16 protein-coding genes and 1 other RNA gene are annotated in these 13,558 nt (G+C 66.0%); 10 read left to right on the forward strand and 7 right to left on the reverse strand.

Translation table 11 applies throughout. From position 1 onward, the window contains the following. Genes acuI through ABD923_RS17695 form a run of 4 tightly spaced genes read right to left on the reverse strand, consistent with a single transcriptional unit; the run spans position 1 to position 3,623 of the window. The gene (gene acuI / locus ABD923_RS17680; RefSeq protein WP_259554169.1) at positions 1 to 993 is read right to left on the reverse strand and encodes an acrylyl-CoA reductase (NADPH); all 993 of its coding nucleotides are present in this window, start codon (positions 991 to 993) and stop codon (positions 1 to 3) included. A 55-nt stretch (positions 994 to 1,048) separates the two neighbouring features. Further along, positions 1,049 to 2,152: a dimethylsulfoniopropionate demethylase gene (locus ABD923_RS17685; protein ID WP_259554168.1), complete on the reverse strand. Its 1,104-nt coding sequence runs from the start codon at positions 2,150 to 2,152 to the stop codon at positions 1,049 to 1,051. Between the two features lie 28 nt (positions 2,153 to 2,180). Continuing rightward, positions 2,181 to 2,846 (reverse strand): DUF1326 domain-containing protein, encoded by a 666-nt coding sequence (locus tag ABD923_RS17690; RefSeq protein ID WP_259554167.1) that lies wholly within the window; start codon positions 2,844 to 2,846, stop codon positions 2,181 to 2,183. 18 nt (positions 2,847 to 2,864) lie between these two features. Beyond that, positions 2,865 to 3,623, reverse strand: coding sequence for a DUF2182 domain-containing protein (locus ABD923_RS17695; RefSeq protein ID WP_259554166.1), 759 nt, complete (start codon positions 3,621 to 3,623; stop codon positions 2,865 to 2,867). Positions 3,624 to 3,697: 74 nt separating this feature from the next. Between ABD923_RS17695 and ABD923_RS17700 the strand changes: the two genes are divergently transcribed. From ABD923_RS17700 to ABD923_RS17745, 10 genes are all read left to right on the forward strand, one after another. Next, entirely contained in the window at positions 3,698 to 4,438 is a 741-nt protein-coding gene (locus tag ABD923_RS17700) for a FadR/GntR family transcriptional regulator (protein ID WP_259554165.1), read from the forward strand. Positions 4,439 to 4,528: 90 nt separating this feature from the next. Then, complete coding sequence (locus ABD923_RS17705; RefSeq protein ID WP_259554163.1) at positions 4,529 to 5,566, forward strand: extracellular solute-binding protein; 1,038 nt, start codon at positions 4,529 to 4,531, stop codon at positions 5,564 to 5,566. A gap of 92 nt (positions 5,567 to 5,658) precedes the next feature. Continuing rightward, positions 5,659 to 6,009: a transfer-messenger RNA gene (ssrA, locus tag ABD923_RS17710) on the forward strand. 157 nt (positions 6,010 to 6,166) lie between these two features. Beyond that, positions 6,167 to 6,535 (forward strand): DUF4345 family protein, encoded by a 369-nt coding sequence (locus ABD923_RS17715; protein WP_259554162.1) that lies wholly within the window; start codon positions 6,167 to 6,169, stop codon positions 6,533 to 6,535. Positions 6,536 to 6,658: 123 nt separating this feature from the next. Next, complete coding sequence (locus ABD923_RS17720; protein WP_259554161.1) at positions 6,659 to 7,156, forward strand: SspB family protein; 498 nt, start codon at positions 6,659 to 6,661, stop codon at positions 7,154 to 7,156. Positions 7,157 to 7,263: 107 nt separating this feature from the next. Next, positions 7,264 to 7,824, forward strand: coding sequence for a class I SAM-dependent methyltransferase (locus ABD923_RS17725; protein ID WP_259554160.1), 561 nt, complete (start codon positions 7,264 to 7,266; stop codon positions 7,822 to 7,824). A gap of 84 nt (positions 7,825 to 7,908) precedes the next feature. Continuing rightward, complete coding sequence (gene fumC, locus ABD923_RS17730) at positions 7,909 to 9,300, forward strand: class II fumarate hydratase (RefSeq protein ID WP_259554159.1); 1,392 nt, start codon at positions 7,909 to 7,911, stop codon at positions 9,298 to 9,300. Continuing rightward, on the forward strand, positions 9,297 to 9,488 hold the full coding sequence (locus ABD923_RS17735) for a DUF4169 family protein (protein ID WP_259554158.1): 192 nt from the start codon (positions 9,297 to 9,299) through the stop codon (positions 9,486 to 9,488). The genes fumC and ABD923_RS17735 overlap by 4 nt, the downstream gene beginning before the upstream one ends. After that, the gene (locus ABD923_RS17740) at positions 9,485 to 9,706 is read left to right on the forward strand and encodes a ribbon-helix-helix domain-containing protein (RefSeq protein WP_259554157.1); all 222 of its coding nucleotides are present in this window, start codon (positions 9,485 to 9,487) and stop codon (positions 9,704 to 9,706) included. The genes ABD923_RS17735 and ABD923_RS17740 overlap by 4 nt, the downstream gene beginning before the upstream one ends. Positions 9,707 to 9,740: 34 nt before the next feature. Then, positions 9,741 to 10,004, forward strand: coding sequence for a hypothetical protein (locus ABD923_RS17745; RefSeq protein WP_222187212.1), 264 nt, complete (start codon positions 9,741 to 9,743; stop codon positions 10,002 to 10,004). A gap of 73 nt (positions 10,005 to 10,077) precedes the next feature. On the opposite strand, the gene ABD923_RS17750 is transcribed toward ABD923_RS17745, so the two are convergent. Genes ABD923_RS17750 through ABD923_RS17760 form a run of 3 tightly spaced genes read right to left on the reverse strand, consistent with a single transcriptional unit; the run spans position 10,078 to position 13,539 of the window. Then, positions 10,078 to 11,430, reverse strand: a complete 1,353-nt coding sequence (locus ABD923_RS17750) for a cytochrome P450 (RefSeq protein ID WP_259554156.1) — start codon at positions 11,428 to 11,430, stop codon at positions 10,078 to 10,080. Next, a complete protein-coding gene (locus ABD923_RS17755; protein ID WP_259554155.1) occupies positions 11,427 to 12,725 on the reverse strand; it encodes a hypothetical protein in 1,299 nt (432 codons plus the stop codon). Before ABD923_RS17755 ends, ABD923_RS17750 begins: the two co-directional genes overlap by 4 nt. 43 nt (positions 12,726 to 12,768) lie before the next feature. Beyond that, positions 12,769 to 13,539, reverse strand: a complete 771-nt coding sequence (locus ABD923_RS17760) for a cytochrome c biogenesis CcdA family protein (RefSeq protein WP_259554154.1) — start codon at positions 13,537 to 13,539, stop codon at positions 12,769 to 12,771. Positions 13,540 to 13,558 lie beyond the last annotated feature (19 nt).

Genomic DNA, 13,558 nt, shown 5'->3' on the forward strand with positions numbered 1-13,558 from the left:
TCAGGCGGTGACGTCGACCACCACCCGGCCGCGCACCCCGCCTTTCAGGATGGCGCGGCCCAGATCGGGCAGATCGGCCAGGCCCGCCGGTTCGACCATCGCCTCCAGCTTGTCCATCGGCAGGTCGCGCGCGATCCGGTCCCACGCCCTCAGGCGGTTGTCATAGGGTTGCATGACGCTGTCGATGCCCAGCAGGTTCACGCCGCGCAGAAGGAAAGGGATGACCGTCGCGGGCAGTTGCGCGCCGCCGGCAAGGCCCACCGCCGCGACCGACGCGCCGTATTTCATCTGGCCAAGGACCCGCGCCAGCATGTCACCGCCGACCGCATCGACACAGCCCGCCCATGTCTCGGCCTCGAGCGGGCGCTTGGTGGTCTCCGCCAGGTCCGCGCGCGGTACGATGCGCGACGCACCAAGCCCTTTCAGGTACTCCTCCTGCTCGGGGCGGCCTGTGACGGCGGCGACCTCGTAGCCGAGATTGGCCAGGATGGCGGTCGCGACCGAGCCGACGCCACCGGCGGCGCCGGTCACAAGAACCTCGCCTTTCTCGGATGTTAGGCCATGATCTTCAAGCGCCATGACAGCCAGCATCGCGGTGAAACCGGCGGTTCCCACGGCCATGGCCTGCCGGGTGGTCAGCCCCTCGGGCAGCGGCACCAGCCAGTCGGCCTTGACCCGCGCCTTCTCGGCATAGCCGCCCCAATGCACCTCGCCGACGCGCCAGCCGGTCAGCACGACCTTGTCACCGGGCTTGTAGCGGTCATCCTCGCTGGCCTCGACCGTGCCGGCGAAATCGATGCCGGGCACATGCGGATAGACGCGCACCAACCCGCCGCCGGGTCCGACGCACAGCCCGTCCTTGTAGTTGAGTGTCGAGTATTCGACCGCGACGGTGACATCGCCCTCGGGCAGACGATCTTCGCCCAGGTCCTGAACCGAGGCTGTCGTCTTGCCCTCGTCACCCTTCTCCACCACCAGCGCGCGGAATGTCATCTTTGCATCTCCTCGTTCATTTCATGGTTGAGCTAGATCGCCCAACCATCTGATATCAATTCCAGAAGCGTTCTTGAACCTGCGCCTCCCTCGGCCCATCTGGCGCCATGACAGTCAAGGCGGTTCCCGCATCCCAATGGGTCATGCGGATCATGGCAATGGCCACGTTGACGTCGAAATCGGGCGAGAAAGCCGCCGAGGACACGCGCCCGACCCGGCGATGACCAGCCATGATGGGCCAGAATTCCTCGACCGCGGGCACCGCTGCGCCGGAGATGGCCAGCGGTCGGATCTGCTGCACCGGGCCTTCCTTTGCCACGCGCAGCAACGCGTCTCGCCCGATACAGCCGATGGCCGTCGCCGTGTTGCAAAAGCGCCCGAGCCCGCATTCATGGGGCGTGTTGTCATCCGTCATATCGTTGCCGTAGCTCAGCAACCCGCTCTCGATCCGTTCGATCAGGTTGGGGCACCCGGCCCGCACATCGAGCGACCGTCCCGCCTCCATCAGGGCATTCCACAGCGGCATGCCGAGATCACCGCCTTCGAGATAAATCTCGAAGCCGCCCTGCTTGGAATACCCGGACCGCGCGACGACCATTTGCCGCCCGCCGAACCCGAACAGGCCAAAGCGGAAGAACCGCAGATCGCGCACGGCGTCGCCAAAGACCTCGGCCATCAGGTCATCGGCGCGCGGCCCCTGCACCGCCAGCGGCGACACGTCAGGCTCGTCGACCAGCACGTCGAGGCGATAGCCATGGGCGATGCCCTTGACCCAGTAGAGCAGATCACTGTCGGCGATGGAGATCCACCACCGATCCTCGGCCAGTTTGACCACGACCGGATCGTTGAGCATGCCGCCCGTCTCGTCGACGATGGGCATGTAGTAGCACTGCCCGGGCAGCATCCCGCGCAGGTCGCGCGGGGTCAGCATCTGCACCAGGCGCCCGGCATCCGGCCCCCGCACCTCGACCTGCCGCTGGCAGGACACGTCCCAGACCTGCACGGCGGATTTCAGGTGGTGGTAGTCCTCCTCGACCGAGCGGAACACGGTCGGCAACAGCATGTGGTTATAGACGGTGTAGCCGGTGACGCCAGCTGCCAGCACGCCCTCGGTAAAGGGCGTGCGGCGCAGGCGGCGTGACAGCGAGAGTTGAGCCATGGCGGGCCCCTTTGCGGCTGACGGGGCCCTAGTGCCCCTGTGGTCCAACCCAATCGATCTGGCAGATCTCGGCCGAGCGGCCATCGAAATCCCAGACCCGGCCAAAGGCGCGCACACGGCCCTTGGTCGCGGTTGCGACGGTGATGTCGGGGCCCATCCAGTATTGCGTGTTCGTCACCACGATATCGCCGTCGGGATCGCTGCCGCCGACCGGCACGACCTCGCCCTGGATCTTCTTGCCCACCATCAGACGGCGGGCCTTGCCCTCGGTCTCGAAGACCACGGGCGCGCGCTCGGCCCCCAGGAACTCGCTCACCAGCAGGCTGAAAAGTCCCGTGGTGCCGCGCGCCGCGCCGGAAAAGATGTTCACCAGCCCGTCATAGGCGGCCTCGCTCGCGCGCTCGTCGATGAAAGCCGCCGCCTTCCAGTTGCCGCGCGCCATCAGGCCGGGAATATCCAGCAGCAGGCCCACGTTCAGCCCGCCAAGGTTCTCGTCGCCGTAAAACCCCTCGTCGATGCGCACCCCGGCCCAGGCCTGGCAGTAGCCCTCGGTCGGCGGGTGCTTCCCAAGGCTGACGACACAGGGGCAGAACACGGTGCAGTTGCAGTTCAGGATCAACTCCCCCTTGATCGCCCAGGGCGTCTTGCCCGGCTCGGTGCGCGGAGCAGCCTCGGCTTCCATTTGATCGTGCATGTCTCTCTCTCCTCCCTCTCAGAACCCGGTGGCCAGCATCACCAGCCCGCCCCCGATCAACCCGACGCCAAGGGGCGCGGTCACGTAGCGCCCGATGGACGGCAGCTTTTCCAGCGCCATCAACGCCATGCCGAGCGCCATGAACCCAAGGCTCATCACCCCGCCGACAAAGGCCAAGGCCATCAACGCGGCGCAGCAGCCGAGGCAATCGGCCCCAAGGCGCAGACCCTGGCGCAACGCGCCCTCTTCCCAATGCTGCATGAAAAAGGTCAGCGGCGCGCGACAGCGGCTGAGGCAGGCCTCCTTGAGGCTGCTGAACTGGTAGGCGCCGGCCACGACCAGCAACGCGCCGGAGAAGGCCAATGAGCGGCTCTCGCCCAGCACACCCAACAGGCCAAGCCGCGTCAGCCCAAGTTGCGCCGCCGCTGCCACCGCCGCGAAGCCCACCCAAACCACGAGGTAGCCGCCAACCAGCGCGCCGAATTGCGTCCGGCCCGCATGGCGCAGATCGTCATAGGTGGCGAAGGCCGGCAGGGCCGTAGGCGCCATCATGCCGCCTGCCATCAGCGCCCACATCAGCACCAGGCCCGGATACCCCGCGCCCTCCGGCCCGGTGGCGCACAGCGCGGCGATCAACTCGGCCCCGTAGAGGCTTGCGGCGTCCCGCAGATCGGCAGGCACCGCCATCAGCCACAAAAGCGACCAGCACACAAGGATGCCGCCATAAAGCGCCAGCCAATGCGGCGCGGTCATGGCGCGGATGCGCATGGCGATCATCGTGGCCCTCCCTTTCGCGCCGCGAGTCGTTTTCCCTTGCCAGTCAAAATGTCAGACCTTTAAATGTCTGACAAATGAAAATCGACCCATCCAGCCCCCGCGGCCTACCCGCCCAGATCGCCGATGCGATCCGCGACTCGATTGTCGAGGGGCGGTTGATCGTGGATGAACGCCTGCCCTCCGAGGCGGAACTCGCCGAGCAGTTCGACGTGTCCCGCCCCACGATCCGCGAAGCGCTCAAGCGGCTGGCCGCGCAATCGCTGATCCGCACCACGCGCGGGGCTTTCGGCGGGGCCTTCGTCAACCGCCTCTCCTATGAAGAGGCCTACGCCCAGCAGATCACCACCGCGACGCTGCTTCTGTCGATGAACGGCGTCGCCTTCGAGACCGCCTGCGAGGCGCGCTATGCCCTCGAACGCGCCTGCGCGCCCCTGGCGGCCGAGCGGCGCACGCCCGACCAACTGGCCACGATGCGCGCCGAGATTCACCGCCAGGGCCAGCCCGGCCTGACGGACGAGGCCTTCTGCGCCTCGGACGTGGCCTTTCACCGGGCGCTGGTGGATGCGGCGGCCAACCCGGTCCTGTCCTACCAGTTGGCCGGTGCCGTCGAGGCGATGCAGCCCCTGATGAACATGATCACCTTCACCGCCCGCTCGCGCGAGCGGATCGGCGCGCTCCATACCCGGCTGGCCGATGCGATCGAGGCGCAGGACGGCGCACAGGCCGCCCAAATCCTGAGCGCACTGGAGGCCTATACGCTGGAGCTGGGCCAATCCGTGCGCGCAGCCCGCGCGGCAAGGGCCGAGACGCGCTGATCACAGCGATTTCCCTTGCGAGGCGCCGGGGCGTTTCCTAACGTCCCTGCCAGTCTGTTACCGCAACACCAACAGGGACATCTTGCAGACATGAAAAAGACCTTCACCCTCGGCACGACGATCACGCTCGCGCTGGCCGCCCCCGCCTTCGCGCAGGACGTGCTTGTCTTCGATTATTCCGGTTTCGAGGATCCGTCCTTCCACCAGCCCTATATCGACCAGCACGGCAGCGCCCCCGAATTCGTCTTCTTCGGCGACGAGGACGAGGCGTTCCAGCGTCTGCTGGCGGGCTTCCGTTCGGACGTTACGCATATCTGCGCAGGCTCCGTGCCGCGCTGGCAGGAGTCGGGCATCATCGAGCCTTGGGACACGTCCCGCATCGCGGCCTTCGCCGACCTGAACTCCGATCTCGTCGGGGCCGATGTTCTGGCCGGGTCGTCCGACCTCTACTTCCTGCCGACCGATTACGGTTCCACCGCGCTGATCTACAACAGCGATGAAGTGGCCGACGACGCCGTGGCCTCGCTGGAGATTTTCAACAACCCCGAGTTCGCCGGCCGCCTGTCGATCCCCGACAACGTCGATGACGCCTATGCGCTGGCTTACCTGGCCACCGGCGTCAGCGATTGGTCCGACGTGACCGACGAACAGTTCGAGGCCGCCACCGCGTGGCTGCGCGGCATCCACGAGAACCTGCTGACCTACTGGGTGGACCCGGCCGAGATCCAGCAGCTGATGGCCTCGGGCCAGGTGCTGGCCGCGTGGGTCTGGAACGAGGTGCCGGTCGCGCTGGCCGAGGAAGATTTCCCCGTCGGCTTCGCCCGCAACACCGAGGAAGGCACGAGTGTGTGGCTCTGCGGTTACGTGAACATGACCGAAGGCGAAGGCTCCGAAGACCTTGTCTACGACTATGTCAACGCGCTGCTGTCCGAGGCATCGGCCGGCCCGCTTCTGGAAAACGGCTTTGGCTCGGCCAATGACGCAGCGCTTCAGGCGCTCGGCGCCGAGGCGCTGGAAGCGTCGGGGCTTGGCGAAGTGACCGTCCCGGTTCTGGCCCAGTTGCCGATCTCCAACGAACAGCGCGAGCGTCAGGCCGAGGCTTTCGAACGGATCAAGGCCGGCTTCTGATCCAAGCGACCCGCAACGGAAAGGGCGCCCGTCGCGGCGCCCTTTTTCATGCGCCCCCGTCGCGGCGCGCGGCCAGGCCGGGGCTTGCCTTGGCCCTTGAACCTGCCCCGCAATACGCCCATATTTGCGATGTTCCCTCGGGAACTATGGGCATAAACGTGCGTGAAATAAGCGGTTCGGACCCGGGGGCGGTACCCGGCGGCTCCACCAAACATCCCGTCGTTGGGGGATCATGGGGCCGAAACAGGATCGACGAGCGTGTAAAGACGTGGCTTTGTCCCGGTGAGGTACCACCGTTATCGGTCCGTAAAGCATAATTGCCAACGACAATCGTGCTCCGGTTGCTCTGGCTGCGTAAGCAGTTCGAGGAATCGAAATTTAAGCCCTTGCGCCTAGCCGCGTAAGGCGGGGTTCGCAGGCACCTGGCAACAGAAGCCTGCACTTCCCCCCCCTCTCTGCTCCGACCTGCCGTTGTGACGATCGCGCCTTTGATCCGTCGCAGTCTTCCCGAATTGGTTTCACGCGAAAAAAATCACGGTTGAGTGATCCGGTCCGGCCCGCCGCGCGTTTAAGAGGAAACAGGCTTTGAGAGAGTACCCCATGCTAAGCGCACTTACCGCGATCGATTTCATCAACATGGCCGTGGGCCTTCTGACCATCGGGCTGGGCCTGCTGGGCTGGCTGGCGCCGCGCTGGACGATGGAGCAACTCGACATGGTCGCCGGGCCGACCCACATGGCCTATACCGAGGTGTCCGCCGTCTCGGGCGCGCTGTTCGTCGGCATGGGCCTCGGCGCGATGATCCTGAACGAACCGCTCGGCTGGGTGGTGATGGGCCTTGCCTATGGCGGTGCGGCCGTGGGGCGCGTGACCTCGATCTTCCGCGACAACGCGGCCTCGCGCCAAAGCTGGACCTTTTTCGGCGCCGAGGCGGCGCTCGCTTCCTGGCTGATCCTCGCCAATATCTGACGCGACATTCCACCCCCCGATCCCCCGCGCGCCCCGGTTCGGCCCTTCCGCCGTCCGGGGCGTCTTTCGAATCGGAACCAAATCTCTATGGTGGGGGCATCTGTTCCAAGGATGCTCTCAGACATGTCCGACAAATCCCAATCCATCGCCTATGGCCGCCTCATGCATCACGCGATGCGGGGGCTGATCCAGACGGTGTTGTCGGACGTGGCCGAACATGGCCTGCCGGGGGATCACCATTTCTTCATCACCTTCGACACGCAGGCCGAGGGCGTGGACATCGCGCCGTGGCTGACCGAGCGCTACCCGGACGAGATGACCATCGTCATCCAGCATTGGTACGACGCGCTGGAGGTGGATGATGACGGCTTCGCGATCACGTTGAATTTCGGCGACAGCCCCGAGCGTTTGTCGATTCCCTTCGACGCGATCCTGACCTTCGTCGATCCCTCGGTCGAGTTTGGCCTGCGCTTTGAAAGCATCAGCGCCGAGGATGACCCCGAAGACGAGCCGCCCGCCCCCGATGACGGGCCGGACGACCGCGACGAGGACACCGAGGAGCGCGCAGAGCACAAGGATGCCGAGGTGGTCAGCCTCGACACCTTCCGCCGCAACCACTGATCGCATCCGAAACGCCGCAGCGCCGCGATTGGGGGCTTGCCTTGCGCCGCGACCCGTGGCCTTTCACCGTCAACGGTTTTTTCGACGCGGCACAGGCGGATTTCCACATGGCCTCTTCCGATTTCGCGCTGTTCATGGGGCAGCTTTTCCGCAAACCGCACCAGGTCGTGGCGCTCGCCCCCTCCTCGCGGTTTCTCTGCGCCGAAATGGTGGCCGAGATCGACCCCGACGCCGGCCCGGTGATCGAGCTGGGCGCGGGCACGGGCAACATCACCAAGGCCCTTCTGGACCGGGGCGTCGCGCCCGAAAACCTCCATTCCATCGAGATGAACCCCGAGTTTTGCGACCGCCTGCGCAACGGCTTTCCGGGGCTGAACGTCCACCAGATGAGCGCGGGCGATGTCGGCACGCTGCCGGTTGACGGCGCGCAAGCCGTGGTCTCGGGCCTGCCGCTTCTGTCCATGCCGGTGCCGTTGCAGCGCGATATCCTGACCGGCACCTTCCAGCGCGTGAAGCCGGGCGGCACCTATGTGCAGTTCACCTACGGCCCGAAACCGCCCGTTACCCGCGCCGTGCGCGAGGAGCTTGGCCTCGACTGGCGCGTCAGCGGCAAGATCTGGTGGAACATGCCCCCCGCCCGCGTTTATCGCTTCTTTCAACCATCCTGAGGCGCGGCCTGCGCCATTTGACGCCGTTGCGCTTGGACCCAACGTCAGGCTAAACGGCATGCAACCGCATACCGGAGAGAGACCATGACCGCGACCCGTACAGAATCCGACAGTTTCGGCCCGCTCGACGTTCCCGCTGACCGCTACTGGGGCGCCCAGACCCAGCGCAGCCTGATGAACTTTCCCATCGGCTGGGAAAAGCAGCCCGTGGCCATCGTCCGCGCGCTCGGCGTCATCAAGAAGGCCTGCGCCCTGGCCAACAAGGACAGCGGCAAGCTGGATGCCAAGCTGGCCGACGCGATGATCGAAGCGGCAGGCGAAGTGATTGAGGGCAAGCTCGACGACCATTTCCCGCTGGTCGTCTGGCAGACCGGCTCGGGCACGCAGTCGAACATGAATGCCAACGAGGTGATCTCGAACCGCGCGATCGAGATCTTGGGCGGCGTGATCGGCTCCAAGGACCCGGTGCACCCGAACGATCACTGCAACATGGGCCAGTCATCGAACGACACCTTTCCCACCGCGATGCATATCGCGGCGGCCACAACGGCCAACGAGGTCCTGATCCCCGGGCTGGAAAAACTGGCTGCGGGGCTGGAGGCCAAGTCCGAAGAATTCAAGGACATCATCAAGATCGGCCGCACCCATACGCAGGATGCGACCCCGCTGACCCTGGGCCAGGAATTCTCGGGCTATGCCAAGCAGGTCCGCAACGGGATCGAGCGCATCAAGCTGGCCCTGCCCGGCATCTACGAACTGGCGCAGGGCGGCACCGCCGTGGGCACGGGGCTGAACACCTCCAAGGGCTGGGACACCACCGTGGCCAGCCACATCGCGACCATCACCGGCCTGCCCTTCGTGACCGCGCCCAACAAGTTCGAGGCGCTGGCCGCCCATGACGCCATGGTCTTCATGTCGGGCGCCATCAAGACCGCCGCCATGGCCTGCTACAAGATCGCCAATGACATGCGCTTCCTCGGCTCCGGCCCGCGCTCGGGCCTTGGCGAGCTGATCCTGCCGGAGAACGAGCCCGGCTCCTCGATCATGCCGGGCAAGGTGAACCCGACCCAGGCCGAAGCCATGACGCAGGTCTGTGCCCATGTGCTGGGCAATGACGCGGCCATCGGCTTTGCCGGCAGCCAGGGTCATTTCGAGCTGAACGTCTACAACCCGATGATGGCCTATAACCTGTTGCAATCCATGCAGCTTCTGGGTGACGCCGCCGACAGCTTCACCGAGCGGATGCTGATGGGCACGCAGGCCAATGTCGAGCGGATCGACCGGCTGATGAAGGAAAGCCTGATGCTGGTGACCGCGCTGGCGCCCACCATCGGCTATGACAACGCCACCACCGTCGCCAAGACGGCGCACAAGAACGGCACGACCCTGAAGGAAGAGGCGATCCGCCTCGGCTTCGTCGACGAAGAAACCTTCGACCGTGTCGTGCGTCCCGAAGACATGATCGGGCCCAAGTGAGCGGCAAGATCGTCAACCTCTCCCGCGTGCGGAAAACCCGCGCGCGGGAGGACAAGCGGCGACGCGGGGATGAGAACGCCGCGAAATTCGGCCGTAGCAAGGTCGAGCGTGCCTTGCAGGATGCGCGCGCGGAAAAGGACACCGCGCATCTCGATGCCCACAAGCGCGACGGGACCGACGAGGAATGAGCGAACGTCCGCAGAAACGCTCCCTGACGTTGAAGGGGCATCGCACCAGCGTTTCCCTTGAAGATACGTTCTGGGCCGAGTTCCAGCGGATCGCGGCGGCGCGCGGGCAGTCGGTGAATGACCTCGCGGCCGAGGTGGACGCGGCGCGCGGGTTGAGTTCGGGCCTGGCCTCGGCGATCCGGATTTTCGTTCTCGAAGAAATAAAGGCCGGCCGCTAACGGGACCTTAACCTTTCTCTGGCAGGGTGGCGGCATGGAAAAGCTGCCACCGAACCATTCGCCCGAGGCCTTTCTTGCCGACGTTTTCGGCACCCGCCTTGTCCGCGACGGCAAGGTCCTGCGGCGCAGCGCGCGGGATATCGAGCGCTATTTCGGCAAGGAGGCCTTCGTCGAAGAGGTGTATCGCCGCGGCTTTCGCGCCATCGAGAATGCCGGTCAGATCATCATCTTCTGCAACCGCGAACCGGTGCGCATCCTGCGCCCGAAGGAAGCATCGAAAACCCGACATGAAGCTTAGGTGCAGAAAAACTCGAGTTTTTCTGCCCGGAAAACTGCAGTTTTCCGCACGGAAATCTCGAGATTTCCGTTCCTTACCGTCGAGTCAGTTTCAACCAGATCCCGTCCTTCGCGCGCACCGTCAGGTAGGCCACCGGCACCGGGTCCCTGCCCTCGACCCGCTCGAACCGAAACGCGCGCAACAGCATCGCCAGCAACAACGGCCCCTCGACCATTGCAAAGCCCGCCCCGGTGCAGACCCGCGCCCCAACCGAGAACGGGATCCACGCCTCGCGCAGGCATTGCTTGCCGTTCTCCGTCGCCCACCGGCCCGGATCGAACCCGTCGGGGTTCTCCCACACCCGTTCATGGCGATGCAGGTGCCAGGGCGACAGCACCACCTGGCTTCCCACCGGCAGATCGCGGTCGCGGAAACGTTCCGGCTTGACCGTCTCGCGCACCATCATCGGGACCGGCGGATAAAGCCGCAGCGCCTCGCGAAACACGTCGCGGGCCAGTTTCAGCTTCGACATGACGCCGAACTCCATCCCGCCCGCCAGCGCGGCCTCGGCCTCCGTCGCGAGCTTGTCTTGCCAGTCGGGATGCAGCGCCAGAAGGTACAGCGCCCAGCCAAGCGCGCTTGCGCTGGTCTCGTGCCCGGCCAGGAAAAAGATCGCGACCTGGTCCACCATCTCCTCGGTCGAGAATCGCGCGCCGGTTTCGGGGTCGGTCGTCGTCATGATCTTCGTCGCCAGGTCGTCCGGCGCGTCACCGGCCTCGATCAGCGCCATCCGCTCGGCCGTCAACTGCGCGATCAGCCCCCGGATCGCCCGCGCGGTGCGCTTGGTCTCTGCCGAAAACCCGCGCGGCATCCAGCGCGGCAAGGGCACGAAGGCGGCGGCATTCAGGATCGGCTGCGTGCGCTGGTAGGCCCGGAACTGGTGAAAGGTCTCGGCGGCGACCTCGTTCTCGATCGGGATGGAAAACAGCGTGCGAAAGATGACGTCGGCGGCCGCGTGGCTCATCTCCGCCTCGACCTCGACCTCGCCGGTCTCCATGCGGGCCACGGCGGCCTCCCCCGCCGCCCACATGGCGGGAAACGTGTCACGCAGCCGCCCGCCCTCGAAGGCCGGGTCGATGATCCGGCGCTGCCGCAGCCATGTCTCGCCATTGGTCAGGAAGACCGAGTTGCCAAGCAACGGGCGCAACCCCTCGCCCACGCGATCCGATTTCGGGAAATCGAGCGGGCGGGCGCGCAGGACCTCGTCCACGAGGCTTGGCTGGTTCACCATGAAACTGCGGAAAAACGGCGTGCGGAACTCCGCCATCCACGCGCGATAGAGCCGCGCGGGCTGCGCGGACAGGATGTCCTGCCGAAACAGCTTCATGTAGCGCCAAAGCGAGACGCGATCGGGCCTCGCCTCGGGTTTCGGCGGCATCATCGTCATGCCTTCGCCCTCACCACCTGGTCCGTATGACGGTTCACCGGTCGCTCGATCCGGCTGGCCGAGGGCGCGCGCGCCCCGAACCGGTCCCACAAGGTCAGCGGCCCCGCCGTCACGCGGAAGTAGTCATACTCGTCCTCACGCCCCGACAGGTTGTCGAAGGCATTCAGATACTGGAAATGCAGCTCGAACAGGCGCCAGCGCAGGGCCGCCCATGTCTCGGGGCGGAGGGTCTGCGTATAGGCCGCCGAAATCACCAGCGGCCAGCGTTTGCCCCCGGCCGCCATTCCGCTGACCGCCACCGGGTCGCACAGCGCAAAGGCACACCCGTCGCCCGGTGCGCTGACATCCACCCAGGACAGCTCCTCCCGCGCCGAGAGATAGGCAAGGTCGGCGCGCAAGCGTCCCGCCCGCGGCAGGAAGGAGACCATCGGCACGACATGCCCGAGTGTCAGCAGCGACAGGCACGGGCCGTCCGCCGGCACGCGCCCCGCGCGGATCAGGTCGGCCAGGATCGACACCGCGATATAGGCGCCCGAGGAATGGCCGACGACCAGCACCTCGTCAGCCCCCCCCTGCAGCGCCCCAGCGATGCGGTCGCCGACCTCGGCCATCCGCGCCTCTTGCCCGGCCGGAAACGCCCCGCCGTATCGCGCGGAAAAGGCGTAATCATGCATGAGATACCACTCGTAAAAGGCGTCCCGGCGCTTGAACCGGCGCAACACCAGCCACGCCACCGCGGGCAGAAGGACCAGCACGGCGAACGCCGCCCGGACGATGGAGCCGCCCTGCGCCCCTGCAACCTGCGCCAGCGCCCAGTCCGTGGCCAGCATGAACCCCCAGGCGACCGCATAGCCCAGCCCAAGGGCCAAGAGCAGTTCCAAGAGCAACAGAACAACCGGGTAGAGCGCCGCGATCACCGGCCCCTTGCGCAGCCGCATCAGGCGGAACAGAGCCCCCGATCCGATATAGGCCCAGGCCGTCCGTGCCAGTTGGCCATAGGTTGCCAACACACCCTGGTCCATCGAGTCGCGCACGATATCGGCCCAGTAGGCGACCTCGACCTCCGTTTCGACCGCCGCCCCCTCGATCCGGGCGCTGACATGCCAGCCAAAGCGCGCACCGCCCTGCGCCTTGCCCATCTCGATCCGGTAGCCCGACAAAGCCGCCTGTTTCGCGGCCTCGCGGCGGTAGCGTTCGCGGTACTTGCGGGGCGGCACGGGGTCGTATCCGGGGATGTAGATCACCCGGCGGCGGGCCACGCGGCGGCGCGGCTGATCTGCCTCAACTCTGCTCATGGGCGCAGGTTAGCCATGAAATCCGGCAAGCCTAGGGCGCAAATCAGCCCAGGTTGCCAAGCGCGGGGAAAGTTTCGAGCAGCCAGAAGGACATGGCCGAGAACGCCCCGGTCATCAGGGCAAGCCCGACAGCGACCAGAAGCAGGCCCATGGCGCGTTCGATCATCCGCATATGCCGCTTCAACCGGGCCATCACCCCCATGGCCTTGTCGATGAACCCGGCCGCCAGAAGGAAGGGAATGCCAAGGCCCACGGCATAGACCGCCAACAGGACCGTCCCACGGGTCACGCTGGCCTCCGTCGCCGCGATGGACAGGATCGCGCCCAGTTGCGGGCCGATGCAGGGCGTCCAGCCAAAGGCGAAGGCAAGGCCCAGCACATAGGCGCCAAAGGCCGTGCCCCCCTGGTCGCCCGCATCCAGCCGCGCCTCCCGGTTGAGGAGCGGGATGTTGATCACGCCCAGGAAATGCAGCCCGAAAACGATGATCACCGCCCCCGCGATCCGCGCCAGCAGGATCTGGTTCTGCAAGAAGAACTGCCCGAAGATGGACGCGGTGAAGCCAAGGAAGATGAACACGGTCGACAGGCCCAGCACGAAGAACAGCGCGGCCAGAAGCGCCTTTTTCCGGGCCGCGCGGCGCGCCTCCCCGGCGGCATCCTCGGCCATGTCGGCCATGGTGATCCCGCTCATATAGGCGAGGTAAGGCGGCACGATCGGCAGGACACAGGGGCTGAGGAAACTCAGCACACCGGCGGCCAGGGCCACCAGCATCGCCGGCAAAAGCGACGCATCGAACAGATCGATCCCGAACATGGCCCTGACATACGCGGGA

This window comes from [Roseibacterium] beibuensis, assembly GCF_039542305.1.
In the GTDB taxonomy this organism is placed as follows: Bacteria; Pseudomonadota; Alphaproteobacteria; order Rhodobacterales; family Rhodobacteraceae; genus Roseibacterium; species Roseibacterium beibuensis.

Excerpts from the sequence above, each read along its gene's own strand:
- acuI (WP_259554169.1), bottom strand. The coding sequence starts at position 993 with ATGACATTCCGCGCGCTGGTGGTGGAGAAGGGTGACGAGGGCAAGACG.
- ABD923_RS17685 (WP_259554168.1), bottom strand. The coding sequence starts at position 2,152 with ATGGCTCAACTCTCGCTGTCACGCCGCCTGCGCCGCACGCCCTTTACC.
- ABD923_RS17690 (WP_259554167.1), bottom strand. The coding sequence starts at position 2,846 with ATGCACGATCAAATGGAAGCCGAGGCTGCTCCGCGCACCGAGCCGGGC.
- ABD923_RS17695 (WP_259554166.1), bottom strand. The coding sequence starts at position 3,623 with ATGATCGCCATGCGCATCCGCGCCATGACCGCGCCGCATTGGCTGGCG.
- ABD923_RS17700 (WP_259554165.1), top strand. The coding sequence starts at position 3,698 with ATGAAAATCGACCCATCCAGCCCCCGCGGCCTACCCGCCCAGATCGCC.
- ABD923_RS17705 (WP_259554163.1), top strand. The coding sequence starts at position 4,529 with ATGAAAAAGACCTTCACCCTCGGCACGACGATCACGCTCGCGCTGGCC.
- ABD923_RS17715 (WP_259554162.1), top strand. The coding sequence starts at position 6,167 with ATGCTAAGCGCACTTACCGCGATCGATTTCATCAACATGGCCGTGGGC.
- ABD923_RS17720 (WP_259554161.1), top strand. The coding sequence starts at position 6,659 with ATGTCCGACAAATCCCAATCCATCGCCTATGGCCGCCTCATGCATCAC.
- ABD923_RS17725 (WP_259554160.1), top strand. The coding sequence starts at position 7,264 with ATGGCCTCTTCCGATTTCGCGCTGTTCATGGGGCAGCTTTTCCGCAAA.
- fumC (WP_259554159.1), top strand. The coding sequence starts at position 7,909 with ATGACCGCGACCCGTACAGAATCCGACAGTTTCGGCCCGCTCGACGTT.
- ABD923_RS17740 (WP_259554157.1), top strand. The coding sequence starts at position 9,485 with ATGAGCGAACGTCCGCAGAAACGCTCCCTGACGTTGAAGGGGCATCGC.
- ABD923_RS17745 (WP_222187212.1), top strand. The coding sequence starts at position 9,741 with ATGGAAAAGCTGCCACCGAACCATTCGCCCGAGGCCTTTCTTGCCGAC.
- ABD923_RS17750 (WP_259554156.1), bottom strand. The coding sequence starts at position 11,430 with ATGACGATGATGCCGCCGAAACCCGAGGCGAGGCCCGATCGCGTCTCG.
- ABD923_RS17755 (WP_259554155.1), bottom strand. The coding sequence starts at position 12,725 with ATGAGCAGAGTTGAGGCAGATCAGCCGCGCCGCCGCGTGGCCCGCCGC.
- ABD923_RS17760 (WP_259554154.1), bottom strand. The coding sequence starts at position 13,539 with ATGTTCGGGATCGATCTGTTCGATGCGTCGCTTTTGCCGGCGATGCTG.